Genomic DNA, 19,773 nt, shown 5'->3' with positions numbered 1-19,773 from the left:
AGAAGTACAGACCACTTGATGCGGCGGCGGCTCTTGCCAATGCGTGGACCCTACCAGGAGATCCTGACACCGCCGTTGCCACCATAACTTTGGCTGCTTTCAGCAAACGCTCCGTTGAAGTACGCAAACAAACCGGTGTGCTCTGTTACGTCGAGATTCAAGCCGACATCGACAAGAGCCGCATCGCTCGCCACAAAGGCACCCTCCGTGGTGAAACCGACCTCGGGCGACATGATCAGGCTCGATTCGACGCGCCGATCCGGATTGAACTCATGCGCCCATGCAATACGCGTAAAGGGTGTCAGCCGCTGGCCATTGGCCATCACGAGCTGTGTGTCGAACTGCACACCCAGCGTGCTCACGACGGACGTTACGGACTGCGCCTCAAACGTCAGACCAAGGATGCCGTCACTGTCTTCCGTGAAGCCGTTGAATTTGAACGGAGCGACATCGATTGCCGCATAGGGCGTCACCCAATGAGCACCAAAGAGTTGCCGCCAACCAGTTTCGACGCGACCATAAAATCCATCAGCCGAGTATTGACCGGTCGCACGTTCGTCTACCACCCAGTCTATGCTGCGGTCCGATTTGTTCGAGAAGTGCGCGTATTCAGCGATTCCGGCCACATACGCGTTCCCGAACCGCTTCACGCCATAGAGGGCGAATTGGCCGCCTTCGGCTTGGCCGCTGGTGAGAAAATTATCGACCGAGAACGGTGTGTAAGTGTACCCACCGGCTAGGCCGACGAGCAGCGTACGGTCGACCTCATAATCTAGGCCGACGCCAATACCGTAGGTTCGGGTCGAAAGTCCGAGTGAGTACACGTCATTGCCCTCGAACGACGAACTGCCACCAAACGCCGACGTCCACAGACGCCAAGTCCGAGGCTGATAGCCGGAGTACAGGGCCAGCTCCTCCTCACTCGCAATCGCGCCAAGCTTCATCGGGCGATTGGTCTGTGGCGTGACGCCAGTCAAATCTGGTCCAGAGCCATTCATCCAAAAGGCTGCTTGCGCCATAATTGCTGAACCGAAGAGACGTGTCGCGCCGAACGTGGCTTGCTGGCCGCCACCGACGCCTTCTCCGCCAAGCTCATCCAGCGGAATGTCCTCATCGTCACCGCCGCGAGCGCAGAGCGTGATGGTGTTGCTATCAAGTGTGACGGCACCAACTCGCGCCAAGGCGCGACCGCAGGTGATGGTGGCGGCGGTGTTTAGAGTGATGCTCTGATCTGCGAGAATATTACCCGCAAACACGGACGATGTTCCGAGCGTCGCAGAGCTGCCGACCGTCCAGTACACATTGTTGCCGTTGGCGCCGTTGATCAGTAGCACCACCGAGTTGCTCGCTGTCGTGAGCGTCGTACCAATGTTGAAAACGAATTGCGCGTTAGCGTTGCCCTGCCCGTTGAGAGTCAGCAGCCCGGTTAGCTGCGCGGAGGTCGCGAAGCTATAGACGGCTGGACCTAGGTTGAGGCCTCCGAGGTTCTGTCCGGTTAAGTCGACTTGGGTCGGCAAGCCCCGGAGCGTATTATAGGCAGTAGTTAGGTCATTCTGCGCCTGTAGCGCGTTTGCGTCTGCAGCATGAATTGTTCCCGGCGGCACTACAACGCCAGGCGGAAATCCCACGACCGCGGCACCGGGCGAAACTCCGACGTTCCCCATAATGATGCTCGAGCCGGTGTTCGTTACGGTAGAGCCAGCAAGAACGCCGTAGGTCTCTGCTGTGCCAAGAATTTGCGCCTCCGCGTCGCTCGCCAGCGCTACGTGGGCCACAGCGAGGGTTGCTACGATGGCCGCAGCCGCAAGCGGCCTGCCCGGCTTGTGCGGCACCGGGTGCGCGTACGCTCCAAATTGCGGCGCCGGTTCGCGCGTATTCAACTTCGGAGGCTGACCCAGACGGGTGGCCTGGAAGGATTTCGAGCTCATTGCATGTCCCCGAGCGATATCGATGCAAGTCGAAATGCGTCCTTCGTGGAAATCACTGATTTCCCCGCTGAACACGGCAACGACGCATGAAATGAAATTGGCCACCGAAGAGACGCGGTCGCCGTCAAGCCAGCCGGGCAGTACGAGCCCGCTCAAAACTCTTGAGACACTGACGCAAGGGGAGGATCACGCGGACAATCGTCTGATGGCCACCCGCAATGCGAAGTGGTCAAGGGTCCATTTGAAATAACATTAGTTGGCGCGTGAAGGCGCGACACTAACACAGGTTAGTCGCGACACGGAAAATCCGACAGCAAACGGAATGGGGTCGGCGCGTTGGCCCGGCCGGAGCCGTCTCTAGTTGGCCGGGACTGGCGAGATGTCTAATCTGCCTTAAGTGTAGCAAAGCGTAGAGCCAACCTGTGGCGACGCAGTGGCGCCCCGGCAGGGTGATTGCCATAACGTGAAATTTGTCTCGCGACCCGTTGCTCGGGAGGCAAAGGGTCACCTCACTTCTCTGGCGCGAGTAGCCCGGCAGTTGGCAAGCCCAGCAGCTCTCGCTGCGGTGCCGACCGTCTGCATCACCAAGCGCAGGTCTGTGGCAATCGAGAAGAAGCTAAAACCGGAATCCGGCTCTCGGAACGATTAAAGAGGTGATGGTCGGAGCGGGGAGATTCGAACTCCCGACCCCTTGCTCCCGAAGCAAGTGCGCTACCAGGCTGCGCTACGCTCCGCCCGACACATCAGTCCTTTAGAAGGACAAAGCCGGCTTCATTGCGAAGCCGGCGAGGGGCGCTTTATAGCGGCGACCCGCCCGCCCTGCAAGCCAAGCTCTACCGATTTCTCGCTGCCTCCAGTTGCCGCACGGAGCCGCTGCAACCCTTGCCTAGGTCTGCGCGCCTCAGGAAGGCGTATGCCAACAAGACTATTGCTTTTTCTGCGGCGCATGACGATCCTTTTGTCCATGGCCAGTAAGCCCGATACGCTTCCCAATTCGCTCCTGCCGATGCAGTCGGGGCTGGAGGTGCTTCGTTTTGCAGCTCTCCTGGCCGAGCGGGAGCAGGGGTTGCTGGATCCCGAGGACATCGGGCTAGGCACCGACGCGTTGCAGCCGGGCGATCTGGATAAGGTGCCCCCGAGCGAGATCTGGCCTGAACTGTACCGGGGCCTCATGGCTGCCCGGCCCTCTGCCATGATGCGTGCGCTGCAGGCGAGTGGCGCGCTGCTGGCTGTTCTCCCGGAGGTGGCGGCCCTTTTTGGCGTGCCTCAGATCGCCGAGGGCCAGTCCGAGGTCGACGTTGGCAACCATACCCTGAAGGCGCTCGACGAGGCGGCTGCCTGCGACGCTCCCTTCGAGGTGCGCTTCGCCCTGCTGACCATGAACGTCGGCAAGTCCGATTCCCCGCCCGAGCATCTCCCCGTTCACTATCGCCATGTCGAGCGCGGTAAACCCCGCGTCGAGGCGATGGCAAGGCGCTTCAATGTGCCCGACGCCTGTCGCGACCTGGCCCTGCTCACTCTGGCGGAATGCGACCGTATCCATCGCATCTCGGCCGTCCGTGCCGGGCCCGTAGCCTCGCTGCTCCACCGCGTCGAGGCGTTTAGCAACCCTCAGCGCTTCAATTGGCTGATGCAGGTCACCTCGTGCGACTACCGCGCCTATGGTGGTAGCCGCGATGGGGTCTATCCTAAGGCTGCCCTTCTCGACACAGCGTTGAAGGTGTGTGTCGAGCTGGGTGACGGGGCGCAAGGCGGCGCGGCTGATGAAATCCAGGCGGCGCGGGCCATCGCTATCGCGCAGGCGTTTCGATCGCAGCGGTGGTCGAACGAGGCACAATAGCGCGCACCCCCTCAGCAACCGCGAGGCCAGGACGGAGGATGCGCCATGCCGCTCTATAGCTACCAATGCACCAAATGCGAGAAGGAATTCGAACTGCTCGTCTCATCGAGCGAGGTTCCGGTATGTCCCGCCTGCGGCAGCGACAAGCTTGACCAGCTGATCTCGCGCGTCGCTCCCGAGGGCAAAAGCAAGGCCTTCGCCAAGAACATGCGCGCCCGCGCCGGACGCGAGGGGCACTTGAGCAACTTCAGTCGCTCCGAACGCGGCGGCCGCTGACACGCCACCGCTTGAGTTCAGTCCACGGCGGGATGCTCGCAGCCTCCAGCGAGCTGCATCCGCCTTGGGGGCTAAGGAACTAGGGGGCACGCTGTCCGCTAGAATCCCGGCCGTACCTCGTTATATTTGCAAGCACTTTGGGCCCCTGCGGTTTCGGCGGTAAACTCTCGCCAGCCGTCGCTCAGCACTCCAATCAGCAATCACCGCGTCGGCAACGAGTCCGACGCTGCCTGCTTGGCGCAGTACACGGCTTGTCCGCATTCGCGTGACGCCGACGACCTGGCCCGGCCGAAACCATCTAGAGTGTGCTAGAAGTCGAACGGGACGCGCCGATTGCACGGCTCGGAACGGGCGGAAAATATTGCTTCAGGGTTGGCCCGCGGCGCGGCGCCGCCCCCTGAAGACGAATGCATAAGAGACGCAAATGATTGTTCCGGTGATTTTATCCGGGGGCTCCGGCACCAGACTCTGGCCGCTGTCGCGGTCCAAGTACCCGAAGCAATTCATCCGCTTCTTCAAGAATGGCTCGCTGCTGGGCTCCACTTTGCGCCGCGTCGCCGGCGGCGACTTTGCGTCCCCCATAGTCATCTGCAACGATGAGCATCGCTTCCTCGTGCGCGAGGAGCTGTCGGCCGCAGCCATGGATGCGGAGGCGATCATTCTCGAGCCTGTGGCGCGAAACACGGCGCCGGCGGTGGCGGTGGCGGCGTTGGCCGCCTTGAAGAAGTCTCCCGATGCTGTGATCGCGGTTATGCCCTCCGACCACGCTGTGCGGGATGTGCAATCGTTCGCATCGATACTCAGGAGCGCGGCAGATATCGCCGCGAGCGGGCGGCTGGTATTGTTCGGTATCGTTCCGACAACTCCGCACACCGGCTACGGCTATATCCGGCGCGGCGCTCAGCTCAGCGACGCGGCTACGTCTTTCGCCGTCGATGCCTTCTTTGAAAAGCCGAGCCGCGATGTGGCCGAGGGCTACCTCAAGCAAGGCAGCTATTACTGGAACAGCGGAATCTTCGTGCTGCACGCACGCACCTTCATCGATGAGCTCAAAAGACTTTCCCCCCAAATTCTCGACGCGGCAGGAGCCGCATTCGACGCCGCGACGCCGGATTTGGAGTTCCTCCGGCTGGATCAGGCAAACTTCGCCCGCTGTCCGGGGATCTCGATCGACTACGCAGTCATGGAAAAGACGAGCCGGGCGGTCGTGCTGCCAATCGACATCGGCTGGAGCGATGTCGGCTCGTGGGCATCGCTGTGGGAGTACGCGCCCCGCGACGCGCAAAACAACGCTGTGGACGGGGATGCCATCCTCGTCGACACCGAGGACTGCCTCATCCACTCCGAGCGTTCGCTCGTGGCCACCATCGGCGTAAAGGGGCTCGTCGATACGCCGGACGCCCTTCTCGTCGCCGATCAATCACGCGCCCAGGACGTCTCACGCATCGTGTCGCGCCTGAAGGAGTTGGGACGCAAGGAGCACGAGCAGCACATCCGCAGCTACCGCCCTTGGGGTTTCTTCGAAACGCTCAGCGCAGGGTCGCGTTTTCAGGTCAAGCTTCTGCACGTCAAGCCCGGCGGACGCCTGTCGATGCAAATGCACCACCACCGCTCCGAGCACTGGGTCGTGGTCCGCGGCACTGCGAAAGTGACGCGTGGAGATACGACGGAGTTCGTCCAGGAGAACGAAAGCGTATACATCAAGGCGACGCAGTGGCATCGCCTCGAGAACCCCGGCAAGGTTCCCCTCGATATCATCGAGGTGCAGATTGGCAGTTATCTTGGGGAGGACGACATAATCCGGGGCGACGACATCTATCATCGCGCTACAAACGAGACGCGATGATCTGCTTAGTGCAGACGTCGAGACAATTGAGGTGGTGAAGTAACGGGCGCAACAAGCGCCGCAGCCCACTCGGCCGTTCGCACGATTGCGAGCGGGTATTCACATTCCTGAATTTGCGATCAGGCCGGCTGGCGGACGAGCTGTGGGTCTGAACAGCGGTTGCTCGTCCGCGGATGCAACGAAGTCATTCACCACGCCGCCGTGAGGAACCTGCAATGAAGGTCGCTCTGATTACCGGCATCACTGGACAAGACGGCTCTTACCTCGCCGAACTCTTGTTGGCCAAAGGCTACGAGGTTCATGGAATTAAGCGACGAACGTCGCTCTTCAACACGGCCAGGATCGATCATCTCTACCATGATCCGCACGTGAGCGGTCCGAACATGACGCTCCATCATGGTGACATGACGGATTCATCCAGCTTGCTTCGCATCCTGCAGCTGGTGAAACCCGACGAGATTTACAATCTCGCAGCCCAAAGTCAGGTCCAGGTCTCCTTTGAAGAACCCGAGTACACCGCGAACACGGATGCGCTCGGTCCGCTTCGACTTCTCGAAGGCATCAGAATCCTTGGGTTGACGAAGAAGACGAAGGTCTATCAGGCATCGACATCCGAACTCTTCGGCCTCGTTCAGGAAGTGCCCCAGAACGAGGGAACGCCCTTCTATCCGCGATCTCCCTACGGCGTCGCCAAACTCTACGCGCACTGGATCACGGTGAACTATCGCGAGAGCTATGGAATATTCGCGTGCAACGGCATCCTCTTCAACCATGAGTCACCGGTGCGCGGCGAAACGTTCGTCACGCGAAAAATTACAAGAGCGCTTGCACGTATTAAACTCGGCGGCATGCAGGTGCGGCTTGCTTTCGCGGTCTCCGTTGCGGTGTCCGGGGAAATCCTGCTGCTCGACGAAATCATCGGTGCGGGCGATGCCACCTTCATGGAAAAGGCGAGGGCCCGCGTGCGCAAGCTTATCGAGCACTCGCAGATATTGATTTTGGCGTCACACGACTTCACGAGCCTGCAATCGATGTGTGAACGAGGGCTCGTCCTGCACCACGGCCAGCTGATCTTCGACGGTCCGATTGCCGATGCGGTGGCGACCTACAAGACTGTGCATGGGCTCGCAGCATGACGCAGCATGGCAGGCCGCTGAAAGATATAGGTGTGCCGCCCGATGCCGCCTCGCGGCTCCGCGAGTCCGAGCGACTGCCGGCGAAGATGTACAGCCGGCGCAAGCGCATCGCAGTCATTCTTCCTGCGGCATACCGCGGCGGCACGCTCCGCGGAGCACAACTCCTGGCGCGAGCTATCAATGACGGCAGCGAGCGCGCAGGAGAAGACGCGGATGTCCTGTTTGCCCATCTCGATGGCTACGAAGAGAACGAATTTTCCGATCTCGGACCACTTGCGCGCCGTCCATTTGCCTGGCGCGAGATCGATGCGCAGGCGGCGCGACGGGCAATGCGCTTCGCTGGCGACGACAGCTGGCAGCCCTCTCACGGCGCTTATCTGATACCCGACGACGGCGTCGATCATCTCCAGGGCTGCGACCTGTGGCTATTAGTGTCGGACAGGGCGCCCGGGCCTCTGCTGCCGATGAAGCCGCAGATCATGATGGTGTATGATTATCTGCAGCGCTATGTGCCGTTCATGCCGGAGGACACCAGTCTCGGTTACATCCAGGCGGCGCGCGCTGCCAAGCGCGTGCTCGTCACGACGAAGTTTACCGAGCAGGACGCATTGCAGTTCGCCGGCCTAGATCCCAGCCGCGTCATCAAGATGCCGATGTTGGCGCCGGATTTCACCGGGCACGCACCGCGGGCTTGTGTACAGACCGGAGAAGCATACTTTCTCTGGCCGACGAATCCGGCGCTCCACAAAAACCATGACGTGGCAGTGCGCGCCCTGCAGCAATACTACGAGCGCCTCGGCGGCACATTGGCGTGCTGCGTGTCGGGGGTCGATTCCGCGTCCATTCCCAAAGGTAAATTTCCGCACCACGCCGACCTCGCAAAGCGGATCAGAAGCAGCGCTCTCCTGCGAGAGAAGATTCACTGGCTGGGAGAACTGGACGACGAGGCGTATCGCGCGAAGTTGGCCGGCGCTGCATTCCTCTGGCACACCTCGCGCGTCGATAATGGCTCCTTCAGCGTGATTGAGGCGGCGGGCTGTGGTGTTCCTTCGCTTTCGAGCGATTACGGCCCCATGCGCGAGATAGACGGCCAGTTCTCGCTCAACCTGGCTTGGATGCCCCGCGATGATGCGGCAGCGGTCGCCCGCCAGCTCAAGAAAATGGAAGACGAGCACGTTCAACGCCGGCGGCTGCTGCCGGATAGGACGACGCTCTCGCATAGGTGCTACGGCGACCACGTCGACACCTATTGGAGGGTCGTACGCCAATGCCTGTGAGAAGATACGGCATCTATCTTCTTTATCCTCCCAGGGTGAAACTGACGGGGGAGGGTCTTGGCAGGCTGCTCGCAGCATTCTTGCGCGGCTCATCATCGATCGACGATGTTCGCTTCGTCGTCGTCTGTCCCAGTTGGTTGACCGGTCCGCTTCGAGAGTTGTTGGTTGCCGAGCAAGTGCCGCTCGAACGGATCGAAATTCATGCGCCGAGGCACACCCCGCTACTGCTTGCGCTGCATAATTGGCTGGTGGCACGTCGCGCGAAGCTCCGGCCTGGATGGCGATCACGCCTCAAGGCGCGGGTGCGCCTGGCGGCAAACCGAAACTGGAACGGGTTCTTGCGCGCGCTGTGCGGTGCGACGGTCGGACCGGAGGCATTGAGGATCGCACTTCCGCTCACCAAATACGCGGTCATCTTGGCTGCCCTCACCCCAGTTCTTTTCGTGGCGTGGATTGCGCGAAGCGCAAAGAGGCGGCGTTGGCGTCTGCGCCTGCGATCCGCCCGCGTAGGCAAGGCTAAAGCTACATATCTGGGCATTGAACCGCCCAAGGATGAACCACTGGTTCTTCGCGCCTATCGGCTGATGGAAGAGGCCGAGGCGGAACGCATGCACGAGATCATCGAGGCGATGCCGGATGTGCAGGCGTGGTACTGCCCGACCGCGTTCTGGCCATCCTTCAACAAGATCAAATCACCGAAACTCATGTGCGTTCCCGACGTCGTGGTTAGCGAGTTTCCGGTGGCGTTCGCCGAACTGGGGCCACGCTTCGAAGACAGCTTCTCGTTCTTGACGTCAACGGTGCGCGCTGGCCACCACTTCGTCACCTACAGCGATACGATCAAGCGCCATACGCTCGGTGTTAAATTCGGGATCCCCGCGCACCGCGTAACGGTCATCCCGCACGCGCCGCAGGACATGAGCCTATGGCTGAATGGCCCGGGCGCGCCAAACCCCAACGCGGTGTCTACGCAGCAATGCCGGTCGTTGCTGATGGAAGCGTTGGGCAGATCGTCTTCCGCGTACACGGCGGGCTTCGCCAATCCAGCCGTTAAGTTCCTTTTTTATGCCAGCCAATTCCGGCCGAACAAAAATGTCATCACCCTGTTGCGAGCCTACGAGCATTTGCTGCGTCACCAGTTCATCGGTCACAAGCTGATACTGACCGGCAAGGCAAAAGTGCTGCCGGACATCGACGAGTTCATTGCTGAGCATCGTCTTGCCAAAGACGTCCTATGCGTGAGTGGGCTCTCGGCGCAGGAGCTGGCGGCCTTCTACAAGCTTGCCGACGTGGCGGTAAATCCCTCGCTCAGCGAGGGAGGTTTCCCCTTCACATTCTCCGAAGCTCTCTCGGTGGGAACGCCGGTCGTGATGTCGAGCATACCGGTAACTTTGGAAGTCATCACGGACCCGGCACTGCAGGAGATGATGCTGTTCGATCCCTACGATTGGCGCGACGTGGCGGCACGGATTTCCTGGGCAATCGACAACCGCGACGCGCTCCTTGCGCGCCAGAGAATGCTGCACAGAGAGTTGGCCAGTCGCACGTGGGGCGACGTCGTCAATGAGCACATCGCGGTTCTCGACCGCATCGCGGATCAGCCGTCCGCGGAAGCATGGCGATGATCCCCGAAGGCTTGGTCATTATCGGCTTTGGCGGGCATGCGCGCAGCGTCGCCGATGTGGCGCTGCGCGCTGGGATCGGCAAGCTGGTATTCGTCGACGAAGCGGCAAGGCCCGGCGAAGAATTTGCCGGCTTCGCGGCTCAGTCTTTCTGGCCGGAGCCTCTTCCGGGGTGGCACGCCATGCCGGCAAGCGGCGACGCTAAACGACGAGAGGACATGATCGCCATTGCCGAGCGGCGGGGTTTCGAAGTCTGTTCGCTCCAGTCTCCATCCGCATACCTCGGCACAGGCGCAACCATCAAAAAGGGTGCGCTCATCGCGCATCAGGCCCACGTAGGCCCAGGTGCAAGCATTGGCACCGGCGCAATCATCAATACCGCGGCAGTCGTCGATCATGAGACGCAGATCGGTGAGTACTGCCACATCGCCGTCAACGCGACGGTCGCCGGCCGCTGCCTGTTGGGCCGCGCGGTGATGATCGGCGCCGGCGCTACGGTGATCGACAATATCCGGATATGCGAGGGCGTGATCGTTGGAGCGGGAGCCGTTGTAATCGACGACATCCTGGAACCGGGCACCTTCGTGGGCAATCCAGCGCGTCGCTGCAAGTGACCGCTGCCCGCTGAAATGATCTCCGACGAGTTGGTGACCCGCGGCCGCCGGATCCCGCCGGCACGCTGCTCGGAAGTGGCTATAGGGGCGTCCAATCCAAGAATTTGTGCCCCTTACGACGCTAGAACCCTGGCGCGCTTCCATCCCGCCCCGGCGATCCGGGCATCTTGCGGCCCCCAGCAAATATCGCTAGAGGGTGCCTGCACAATTGGGGCGTAGCCAAGTGGTAAGGCAGTGGATTTTGATTCCACCATTCGGAGGTTCGAACCCTCCCGCCCCAGCCAAATTCTCCCACCGAATGCTGACGAGGGGCAGACGGTCCCATGGCTGAAACTGCCAGCTCCTGGTCGATCATCGGCAATCTCGGTCTGATCGTCTGGCTCATTGCGCTGGCCACCTGCGCCGCGCTGATCCTCGCCCTGTTCCCGCTTTTGCGGCACGCAGCCCTCGCCACGCCAACACACCGCTCCTCGCATAAGACGCCGACGCCACAATGGGGCGGCCTGGCTATCAGCGCCAGCGTGCTTGCCGCCACAGCGCTTGGGATCGCCTGGCTCGGTGCCGACGCGGCCACAGCGCTGCGCATCACGCCTGTGCTGCTGGCCGCAACTCTGCTCGTCGTCCTCGGCGGCATCGACGACGTGCACGTCCTGGGGCCCGGCGTGAAGCTTGCTGTGCAGGCGGGCGCCGTGGCGGTGATGCTGGCGTCATTGCCGGGCGGGCTCCAGGTGTTCCCGTTCCTGCCGGTCTGGCTTGAGCGCACCTTGTTGTTCTTCGGCGCGCTGTGGCTCGTCAATCTCGTCAACTTCATGGATGGTATCGACTGGATGATGGTCGCCGAGGTGGTGCCCATCACCGCCGGCATCGCTGTCATTGCGCTGCTGGGGACGCTGCCGCCGCAGGCGCTCATTCTTTCGCTCGCGCTCAACGCTGCCATGCTTGGCTTCGCGCCGTTCAATCGCCCGGTCGCGCGGCTGTTCATGGGCGACATGGGAAGCCTCCCGATCGGGCTTCTCCTGGCCTGGCTGCTGATCGTCGTTGCGGCCTCGGGATATCTCGCCGCCGCCGTTCTGCTGCCGCTCTATTTTTTCGCCGACGCGAGCGTGACGCTTCTTCGCCGCGCGCGCGCAGGGGAGCGCTTGTGGGTCGCGCACCGCACGCACTTTTACCAGCGCGCACGCGACAACGGTCTCACCAACATGCAGATCGTCGGACGTGTTTTTGCAGTCAATCTGGCGCTCGTCGCGCTGGCAGCATTGACCGTCGTAGCGCGCGCGCCGCTGTCGCATGCGCTGGCGGTCTTGGCCGGCATCTGTGTGGTGAGCTGGCTGATGATCGATTTTACGCGCAAGCGGGTGTAATCGTCCGGGCCTGCCGGATCAGCGGGGAACCGACGCTGTCTCCACCGAGGTTCCGCACCCCTTTTGGTGAAGGCTTTGGTTCACCGCCTCGGATTCCGCTTTCGCCTCGTTGTACGCAGCGAGCGCCGGCACACCCTGATCGGGAGAGCCCACGAGGCGGCCCCACGCGTCCACGACTGTTTTGGGCAGTTCCTGCATTTGCTGCACGGCCTTCGAAGGGAGCTGCTGCAACTGCTCTTGCAGGCTGACCTGACGCTCGCGCAAATCGCGACAGCCTAATGTCTGCTCCTGCGCACTGAGAACATACGTGCCGTCGTTCTGGTACCCCGCGCGTGGTGCACCACTGAGTTCGGACACCGCGGAGCAGCCAGCCGCGCCGGCAACCACAATGCCGATCAGGGCAAATTTGCCCACAACCGAGAATGGCCCCCAGATCACTGTCATTCCCCGCGAATCTCCCCTCTCGCCGCAATGTATGCACGGCGAGCCGCGGCGACCATCAGGGCACGCAACAAATGTGGCACATGTGTTCCTGTGGACACGTTGGGGATAACTCTGCCGATTTGTGAGGCGATTGCAGCGATCAGATGCTGCCGGGCGATCCTGAATGTTCGTCCGGCTTCGCAACGATACCGCGAGCCTGCAGCAGCGCGACCACGCGCTGTGCGAGTTCAGCCGCCGGGGCTGTCGTCGTATCGATCACGAGATCGGGCTCCTCTGGTTCCTCGTAAGGAGAGTCGATACCCGTGAAGTTGGGCAGATGCCCGGCGAGGCTCTTTGCATAAAGGCCTTTGGGGTCGCGACGTTTGCACACATCCAGCGGCGCGGTAACGTAAACCTCGAAGAATTCGCCTGGGCCGACGAGGCTGCGCACGGCTTCGCGCTCTGCGCGGAACGGCGATATGAACGAGCACAGCACGATCGTGCCTGCATCGAGAAATAGTCGCGCCACCTCGCCCACGCGGCGGATGTTCTCGACCCTGTCCGCCGCGGTGAAACCGAGATCCTTGTTGAGCCCGTGGCGCACGTTATCGCCGTCCAGCAGATATGTGTGCCGCCCCTGCAACGCGAGCCAACCTTCGACGAGGTTAGCGACGGTCGATTTGCCCGCTCCCGACAATCCGGTGAACCACACGATGCACGGCGTCTGTCCTTTCGCCGCCGCGCGCAGCTCCTTCGTCACCGTGAACGGATGCCAGTGCACGTTGACGCCGCGCCGAAGCGCAAAGTCGACAGTGCCCGCCGCCACCACTTCGTCGGTATAGAGATCGCTCAACGTGAAGCGCGAATCGTCTTCCCCGGAATCCCCGCCACCCAGAACCAGCGGCACGTCGGTTGCGATCGTGCAGGCCCCGATCTCGCCTTGCGCCAACGTGCGCGCGGGCACGCGGCGCAGCGTGTCGGGATCGAGCCGGTACTTGATCGCGTTGACGCTCGCCGGCGTCTCCTGACCGGAGATGCGCAAGCGGTACTCGCGTCCGGGAATGAGGTCCTGTTTCGACACGCAGCCGATGTGGGCGGCGAACTGCTCGCTCGCGGGAGCAGCGGCGGAGGGCTCTGCTGCGTTCTGCAGCGCGGCTGAAGCGATGCGTGTCAGATGTGCGGTGAGCTTAGAGTTGCTGTCCGTCAAGACGTCCCTGCCATTTCGCGCGATGAGGCTCAGCGAAACGGCAACGGCTGATGCGAACTCTGTTTTCTCTGCAAAGTCTTCGAAGGCGGAAATCGTCTCTTCGATCACCGACGCATCGTCGGAGGGATGGACCGCCACTGCGAGAATGACGTGTGGAACACCGGCTGTCCATGCCATTGCGACGGCATTTCGAGCCTGGGATGTAAATCCCCTCACAGCATCGACGAGAACCAGCGCCACGTCGGGGAGGGCTGAAAAGTCCGCTTCTTCTACGGTGGCCGACGCCATCATACCGCGCAGATGGCTGGCGAGTGACGCGGCTCCGGTCGCATCGGTAAAGCAGAACTTCACTTGCCCATCGCTTCGAAGTGCATTGGGCTTGGTGCTCGGCATCCTATCGGCTTCCCGCTTGGCGTTTCCTCCCGGGCGCCGTCGAACTCACGCGGAGCGCCGCGGAAACACGTAGATGTCCAGTATGGCCTGGATCAGTGCGTGATGTGCAACCTCTACGAACCCGTATTGATTGGAATTAACATAGAAATTCACATCACCACGCCCGCGAAGCAGGTTGTCTGGTTGAAAACCGCTCAAAGTCACGATCTTCATGCCGTTCGCGCGGGCCACCTCGACCGCCTTGAGGATGTTCACCGACTGCCCCGAGCTGGAGATCGCCAGCAGAAGGTCGCCCGGCAGACCCTGCAGTTTCAGCTGCTCGGAAAACACGTTGGCATAACCGAGGTCGTTGCTGAGGCAGGTGAGGGCGGCGGGGTCGTTGAGCGAGACGGCGCGGATGCCGCCGTTCTTGAGGAACTCGATCGCGTGGTGGCTGGCGATCGCGGCGCTGCCGCCATTGCCGATCAGCACCACCTTGTTACCGGCCTTGTGTGCGGCACGGGCAGTGTCGGCGACCCATTCGAAACCCGCCTGAATATCCAGGGGCTTGCCCTCGTTGTCGCTCACACGGACAGCGGCGAGCGCACGGTAGAGCTCATCGAAATAGGTCGAAATGGGATCGGTAGGTTTTGCCTCGACGACGCCCTTCAACACGCGTGTAGCCCTCCAGAACCAAATTTGCTGCGCCCATGCGGCGCGACGGCTTCCGTGACATTATTTTTGCGCACGGGATAGGCTGCTTTCGGGCACCCCGACTTGAACTTAGTCAAACGCTGACAGGATTCGCCGTCAGACACACCCACGAGCGCCGGTAACCCTCTTGGATAATTGCGGCCAAGATTAGAGAACCTTAGCGCCGCGGCCACATACGAGGCGCGCAATATGTCGCCATCCCTAACATGCATTCAATGGCGACCCGCGGCCGATGCGGCCAGCATCTATTAGCGCCTGCTTGACACCAATCACTGTATCACTTAGCCGCGCTGGGCGATATGCCGGCGGCATGAGGACGCGGCTAGCGGCCTAAAACCAAGGATATAGCCCATGCGCATCCTCGTGACCGGAGTGGCCGGGTTCATCGGCTACCATACCGCGGCAGCCCTCCTGGGCCGCGGGCACGAGGTCGTCGGCATCGACAATCTCAATTCATATTATGACGTTAGCCTGAAGGAGGCGCGGCTTGCCGGGCTTGCTGGCCGCCCGGGCTTCTCGTTTGAAAAGCTCGATCTTGCCGACCGCGCCGGCATGGAACGGCTATTCGCCGCCACCCGCCCGCAGCGCGTCATCCACCTCGCTGCCCAGGCCGGCGTGCGCTACGGCATGGATCACCCGCACACCTACGTCGACTCCAACATCGTCGGCACGCTGCATGTGCTGGAAGGCTGCCGCCACCATGGCGTCGAGCATCTGGTGTTCGCCTCGTCGAGCTCCGTCTACGGCGCCAACACGACGATGCCCTTCAGCGTGCATCAGAACGTCGATCACCCGCTCAGCATCTACGCCGCCTCCAAGAAGGCCAACGAGCTGATGGCGCACACCTACGCGCACCTCTATCGGCTCCCCGTCACCGGCCTGCGGTTTTTTACCGTCTACGGCCCGTGGGGCCGGCCGGACATGGCACTCTTCAAGTTCACGCGCGCGATCCTCGCTGGCGAGCCGATCGACGTCTTCAACAACGGTCACCACGCCCGCGACTTCACCTACATCGATGACGTCGTCGAAGGTGTCCTGCGCACTGCCGACCGCATTCCCGGGCCGAACCCTGCCTGGAGCGGTGCCGCGCCCGACCCGGCCACTTCCTCGGCGCCTTACCGAATCTACAACATTGGCAATCACAGTCCTGTCGAGCTGATGCATTTCATCGAAGTGCTCGAGCGGACGCTGGGTCGCGAGGCGAAGAAGAACTTTTTGCCGATGCAACCCGGGGACGTACCGGCGACTTTTGCCGATGTCGACGATCTGATCGCCGACGTCGGGTTTGCTCCGGCAACGCCGCTCGATCAGGGCATCGCCCGCTTCGTGGAGTGGTATCGCAGCTACTACGGCGTCTGAGTTCTACTCGCGGCCCTTGGAGGCACGCATGAAGAACATTCTGGTGACCGGTGCGCTGGGGCAGATCGGCTCCGAGCTTGTACCGGCGTTGCGCCAGCGCTACGGCGCCGCAAAGGTCATCGCCACCGATCTGAAAGTGCTGCCGCCGAGCGGCGCCGCCGCGCTCGCCCCTTATGATCACCTCGACTGCACTGACCCGCACCAGCTGCACGAGGCCGTCCGCCGACACGACATCGGCGCCATCTATCACCTTGCAGCATTGCTCTCCGCGTCCGCCGAAGCCGCCCCGCAGTTCGCCTGGCAGGTGAATATGAGCGGACTTTACAATGTGCTCGAGGTTGCACGCGGCTACGGCTGCCAGGTCTTCTTTCCCAGTTCCATCGGCGCTTTCGGCCCTTCGACACCACGCGATCACACGCCGCAAGTCACGATCCAGCGCCCGACGACGATCTATGGCGTCACCAAGGTGGCCGGCGAATTGCTGTGCGACTACTACGCATCGCGCTTCGGCATCGACACGCGCGGGCTTCGTCTTCCCGGTCTCGTCTCGTACGTTGCAGCGCCCGGTGGCGGCACCACCGACTACGCCGTCGAGATGTTCTATCACGCGCTGCGCTACGGCCGTTACACGTGCTTCCTGTCGGCCGACACGCGCCTTGACATGATGTACATGCCCGATGCCATCGCCGGCATGATCCATCTCATGGCAGCCGACGCCGACCGTCTGCGCTATCGCAACGCCTATAACATCACCGCGATGAGCGTGACGCCTGAAGACATCGCGGCCGCGATCCGTCAGCATATCCCGAGCTTCGACATCGACTACGATGTCGATCCCGTTCGCCAGGCCATTGCCGACAGCTGGCCGCGCTCGCTCGACGATAGCGCCGCCCACGCCGACTGGGATTGGGCTCCGCACTATGATCTTTGCGCCATGACGGCCGACATGCTCTCCCGTCTCGAAGCCAAGCTCAAAACGGGCTCGCGCAAGAAACGCGACTGACGAGAAACGCGACCCAACGGAGGCACCAATGCCCATCGAAAAGCTGACACCGCTGCTCAAGGAGAAGCTCGGCGAGTTCGATGCGTCCGGGCGCCTTAAGGGAGCAGAGTCCATCACCACCGGCATCGTCGAGCCGACCGCCGGCAAAGGCCCGCGCTTCCTCATCGAGGGCCACGGCACACGCCCGTTCCTGCGCATGAACTCCAACAGCTACCTCGGCCTTTCCTTTGCAACGCGCGTGCTGGAAGCGGAGGAGGAAGCCGTGCGCCGCTATGGCGTCGGCCCTGGCGCCGTGCGCTTCATCTCCGGAACCTGGGCGCCGCACGTGAAACTGGAAAAGCGCCTTGCCGCCTTCCACGGCCGCGAGGCGGCGATGCTGTTCAGCTCCGCCTACGCAACTGTGATGGGCGTGCTTCCCCCGCTCATTTCCGACCAGACGCTCGTGTTGAGCGATGAGCTCAATCACAACTCCATCATCAACGCGATTGCGCTCGCGCGCCCCGCCGAGAAGCGCGTTTATAAGCACCTCGATTATCACGAGTTGACGCGCCAGCTGGGCGCCTACACCAACAAGTGCCGCCGCGCCGTCGTCGTCACCGATGGCGTCTTCTCCATGCGGGGCGACCACGCGCGCCTCGACGAGATCATGCGCATCTGCAAGCAGTTCCACCCCCTCTACGCCGAGGGTGTCATCGTCATCGCCGACGACTCGCACGGCGTTGGCGCTTTCGGCGAAACAGGACGTGGCACCGAGGAGGTCGTCGGCGCCCAGGTGGACGTTCTCATTGGCACGCTCGGCAAGGCGTTCGGCGTCAACGGCGGATACGTGACGACCTCGCAGCCCGTCATCGACTACCTCCGCGAAACCTCGCCCTTCTACATCTACTCCAATCCCATTACGCCGTCGGAAGCCGAAGCCGCGCGTACCGCGGTCGACCGCGTCGACAGCGCCGAGGGCCGCGGTCTGCTCGACCACCTGCGCGCCATGACCAACCGCTTCCGCGAGGGGCTGCGCGCGCAGGGGCTAGAAACCGTCGAGGGCGAGCATCCCGTCGTGCCGCTGCTCGTGCGCGACACCATGCGCACCATCGCCCTGGTCAAGCACTTGCGCGACAATGCCATCCTCGCGACCGGCCTTGCGTTTCCCGTGGTGCCTAAGGGCGAGGAGGAGATCCGCTTCCAGATCAGCGCCGACCACTCGACCGCCGACATTGACGAAGCGCTGGCAGCTCTCGCCAGCTTCGCGACCTCATGAGCGCAACAATGAAGTTCGCACCCGACGAGACCCGCTTCGAATTTCGCATCTTCGCCCCGGACTTGTCGTCGGTGCGCGATGCGCTCGCTGCCATGGCACAAGGAAATCAGCTGCCCGAGAGCCGCGAAACCTACATCGTCACGCGCCTCAATATTGAATCGAACGTCAAGATCCGCGGCGGCCGCCTGCAGGTGAAGACGCTTCAGGCGCGCCGTGGATTGCTCGATCAATGGGCGCGCCCACTCGATGCCGAGTTCCCGGTTTCCGTTGCCGACATCGAGAATATCGTGCTGCCGGCGCTCGGCCTCGATCTCGAGATTGGCGAGCGAGGTGCGCTCGTCGAAAGCGCGCTATTGGCCCTGCTGGGCGATCAGCATGCCCTGGCGACGATCGTCGTCGTCAAGCAGCGCACGCTGTACGATACTGCAGATTGCGTTGCCGAGTTCACGCATCTTACCATCGGCGATGATGCGATAGAGACCGTCGCCATCGAAGCCGCCGACCCGCTGGCAGCCGAAGCGCTGATGCAAAAAATTGGCATCGCCGATACACAGAACGATAGCTACGCCGAATTCCTGCAGCGCCGCCTTTTTCAGACCTGAGCGACTACGCGCGGTCCTTGAGGCCCTTCACGTGATCGGCGCAATGCGCGCAGCAAAAGATCTTGCCGCCGCTCTCTTCGACGCCGTGTCCGATAACGCGGCACCCGCAGTGGGCGCACACTGGCGCCATCGCTGTAATGGCACACTCGAAGCTGTCGAAGGTCATCGTCTTGCCGGCCTTCGTGACCTTGAAGGCCTTGTCGTAATCGTTGCCGCAGGTATCGCAGACGGGCATCGGCCCCTCCCTCGATTAGCACATGAACGTGGCGACCAGACCGACAATCAGCATGCCGGCCAGCCCGCCGATGAAGATGATGCGCTGAGTGCGAGTTCTGAGAATGATCTCACCCTGTCGCGCTTTCTCCGCGGGATAGGGTGCTCGTGAGTTCTCACCAGACATGAAACGCACCTCTTCAAACCCGAGACGTTTGAAGGCTAATGCGCGTTCCTCGCCCGGGGTTCCCGGGGCATTCTCGCGCGGAAATTAACGCTAGTTACCGCGCACCACCTGGCCGATCAGTTCCCCCTTGGGAAACCGCGCGGTGCGGATGACGACTGTCCATTCGCCCGCGACGAGCCCTTCGCCCTGCGGCGGCGATAGGATTGCAGTCCCCTCGAACGGGCTGTCGATATTGCGCATGCGCACAAACCCGCTCCGCGGGCCGCTGGCGGGGCCATGGAAGCTCCCCGATGTGGCATAGGTGCTGATCGTATAGCTGCCGCGCCAGGTCAGCTTTTTGCTGTCGGTGTCATATTCGGCCGTCACGATGCCCGACCCGGTGCTGCCGGTCCCCGCAACGGGCTTGAGGTCGGCCTTGAACTGCAGCGTCTCCGCCCGGGCGGGGGCGCTGACGGCGGCAAACGCCGCGGCCACAACGAAAAACCCCGTGTAAAAGCCAGCTTTGGCCATATCCCCTCCGATGCGGGCGTGCCCGCCA

Annotated in this window: 18 protein-coding genes, 2 tRNA genes and 1 pseudogene; 13 read left to right on the top strand and 8 right to left on the bottom strand. The window is 62.1% G+C overall.

The genetic code is table 11. The features are described 5' to 3' along the window. Positions 1-50: 50 nt before the first annotated feature. Together NDB2M4_RS14495 and NDB2M4_RS14490 are read right to left on the bottom strand one after the other, a co-directional pair. Positions 51-2,084 carry an ice-binding family protein gene (locus NDB2M4_RS14495; protein ID WP_072376281.1) on the bottom strand — a complete coding sequence of 678 codons (2,034 nt, stop codon included), beginning with the start codon at positions 2,082-2,084 and terminating at the stop codon, positions 51-53. A 501-nt stretch (positions 2,085-2,585) separates the two neighbouring features. Beyond that, positions 2,586-2,662: transfer RNA gene (locus NDB2M4_RS14490), tRNA-Pro, on the bottom strand. 230 nt (positions 2,663-2,892) lie between these two features. On the opposite strand from NDB2M4_RS14490, the gene NDB2M4_RS14485 reads away from it, so the two are divergent. The 9 genes and pseudogenes from NDB2M4_RS14485 to NDB2M4_RS14445 all read left to right on the top strand — a co-directional run bounded on the left by NDB2M4_RS14485 (position 2,893) and on the right by NDB2M4_RS14445 (position 11,900). Continuing rightward, complete coding sequence (locus tag NDB2M4_RS14485; protein ID WP_139247297.1) at positions 2,893-3,768, top strand: tRNA nucleotidyltransferase; 876 nt, start codon at positions 2,893-2,895, stop codon at positions 3,766-3,768. 45 nt (positions 3,769-3,813) lie between these two features. Then, positions 3,814-4,044 (top strand): FmdB family zinc ribbon protein, encoded by a 231-nt coding sequence (locus tag NDB2M4_RS14480; protein ID WP_072376277.1) that lies wholly within the window; start codon positions 3,814-3,816, stop codon positions 4,042-4,044. Between the two features lie 424 nt (positions 4,045-4,468). Continuing rightward, complete coding sequence (locus NDB2M4_RS14475) at positions 4,469-5,890, top strand: mannose-1-phosphate guanylyltransferase/mannose-6-phosphate isomerase (RefSeq protein WP_072376275.1); 1,422 nt, start codon at positions 4,469-4,471, stop codon at positions 5,888-5,890. A 215-nt stretch (positions 5,891-6,105) separates the two neighbouring features. Continuing rightward, a pseudogene (locus NDB2M4_RS14470) lies at positions 6,106-6,744 on the top strand (GDP-mannose 4,6-dehydratase); the annotation flags it as partial. Positions 6,745-7,022: 278 nt separating this feature from the next. Further along, positions 7,023-8,303 (top strand): glycosyltransferase, encoded by a 1,281-nt coding sequence (locus NDB2M4_RS14465; protein ID WP_072376273.1) that lies wholly within the window; start codon positions 7,023-7,025, stop codon positions 8,301-8,303. Then, entirely contained in the window at positions 8,294-9,928 is a 1,635-nt protein-coding gene (locus NDB2M4_RS14460) for a glycosyltransferase (protein WP_072376271.1), read from the top strand. The genes NDB2M4_RS14465 and NDB2M4_RS14460 overlap by 10 nt, the downstream gene beginning before the upstream one ends. Then, positions 9,919-10,539 (top strand): NeuD/PglB/VioB family sugar acetyltransferase, encoded by a 621-nt coding sequence (locus tag NDB2M4_RS14455; protein WP_210186553.1) that lies wholly within the window; start codon positions 9,919-9,921, stop codon positions 10,537-10,539. Before NDB2M4_RS14460 ends, NDB2M4_RS14455 begins: the two co-directional genes overlap by 10 nt. A 209-nt stretch (positions 10,540-10,748) precedes the next feature. Continuing rightward, positions 10,749-10,823 (top strand) — tRNA-Gln (locus tag NDB2M4_RS14450). A gap of 39 nt (positions 10,824-10,862) precedes the next feature. Next, on the top strand, positions 10,863-11,900 hold the full coding sequence (locus NDB2M4_RS14445) for an MraY family glycosyltransferase (protein WP_072376269.1): 1,038 nt from the start codon (positions 10,863-10,865) through the stop codon (positions 11,898-11,900). 18 nt (positions 11,901-11,918) lie between these two features. Here the strand turns inward: NDB2M4_RS14445 and NDB2M4_RS14440 are convergent, their stop codons facing one another. The 3 genes from NDB2M4_RS14440 to NDB2M4_RS14430 all read right to left on the bottom strand — a co-directional run bounded on the left by NDB2M4_RS14440 (position 11,919) and on the right by NDB2M4_RS14430 (position 14,577). After that, on the bottom strand, positions 11,919-12,344 hold the full coding sequence (locus NDB2M4_RS14440) for a hypothetical protein (RefSeq protein WP_072376267.1): 426 nt from the start codon (positions 12,342-12,344) through the stop codon (positions 11,919-11,921). Between the two features lie 139 nt (positions 12,345-12,483). Further along, complete coding sequence (gene cysC / locus NDB2M4_RS14435) at positions 12,484-13,923, bottom strand: adenylyl-sulfate kinase (protein WP_072376265.1); 1,440 nt, start codon at positions 13,921-13,923, stop codon at positions 12,484-12,486. 45 nt (positions 13,924-13,968) lie between these two features. After that, positions 13,969-14,577 carry an SIS domain-containing protein gene (locus NDB2M4_RS14430; RefSeq protein ID WP_083556384.1) on the bottom strand — a complete coding sequence of 203 codons (609 nt, stop codon included), beginning with the start codon at positions 14,575-14,577 and terminating at the stop codon, positions 13,969-13,971. A 390-nt stretch (positions 14,578-14,967) separates the two neighbouring features. Between NDB2M4_RS14430 and NDB2M4_RS14425 the strand changes: the two genes are divergently transcribed. From NDB2M4_RS14425 to NDB2M4_RS14410, 4 genes are read left to right on the top strand one after another with little or no spacing between them, the layout of a single operon-like run. Beyond that, positions 14,968-15,975, top strand: coding sequence for an NAD-dependent epimerase (locus tag NDB2M4_RS14425; protein ID WP_072376260.1), 1,008 nt, complete (start codon positions 14,968-14,970; stop codon positions 15,973-15,975). Between the two features lie 28 nt (positions 15,976-16,003). After that, positions 16,004-16,978 carry an NAD-dependent epimerase/dehydratase family protein gene (locus NDB2M4_RS14420; RefSeq protein ID WP_072376258.1) on the top strand — a complete coding sequence of 325 codons (975 nt, stop codon included), beginning with the start codon at positions 16,004-16,006 and terminating at the stop codon, positions 16,976-16,978. Between the two features lie 28 nt (positions 16,979-17,006). Beyond that, positions 17,007-18,233, top strand: a complete 1,227-nt coding sequence (locus NDB2M4_RS14415) for an aminotransferase class I/II-fold pyridoxal phosphate-dependent enzyme (protein ID WP_072376256.1) — start codon at positions 17,007-17,009, stop codon at positions 18,231-18,233. An 8-nt stretch (positions 18,234-18,241) separates the two neighbouring features. Next, entirely contained in the window at positions 18,242-18,835 is a 594-nt protein-coding gene (locus NDB2M4_RS14410) for a hypothetical protein (protein WP_139247296.1), read from the top strand. 4 nt (positions 18,836-18,839) lie between these two features. Here the strand turns inward: NDB2M4_RS14410 and NDB2M4_RS14405 are convergent, their stop codons facing one another. From NDB2M4_RS14405 to NDB2M4_RS14395, 3 genes are all read right to left on the bottom strand, one after another. Further along, positions 18,840-19,070: a hypothetical protein gene (locus tag NDB2M4_RS14405; protein ID WP_072376252.1), complete on the bottom strand. Its 231-nt coding sequence runs from the start codon at positions 19,068-19,070 to the stop codon at positions 18,840-18,842. Between the two features lie 15 nt (positions 19,071-19,085). Then, positions 19,086-19,235 (bottom strand): peptide ABC transporter permease, encoded by a 150-nt coding sequence (locus tag NDB2M4_RS14400; protein ID WP_072376250.1) that lies wholly within the window; start codon positions 19,233-19,235, stop codon positions 19,086-19,088. A 90-nt stretch (positions 19,236-19,325) separates the two neighbouring features. Further along, entirely contained in the window at positions 19,326-19,745 is a 420-nt protein-coding gene (locus NDB2M4_RS14395; protein WP_072376248.1) for a CHRD domain-containing protein, read from the bottom strand. Positions 19,746-19,773 lie beyond the last annotated feature (28 nt).

Source organism: Hyphomicrobium sp. NDB2Meth4, assembly GCF_900117445.1.
Lineage (GTDB): Bacteria > Pseudomonadota > Alphaproteobacteria > Rhizobiales > Hyphomicrobiaceae > Hyphomicrobium_A.
Note: the sequence above shows the minus strand (reverse complement) of the source record. Positions and strands in the feature narration are given on the sequence as shown.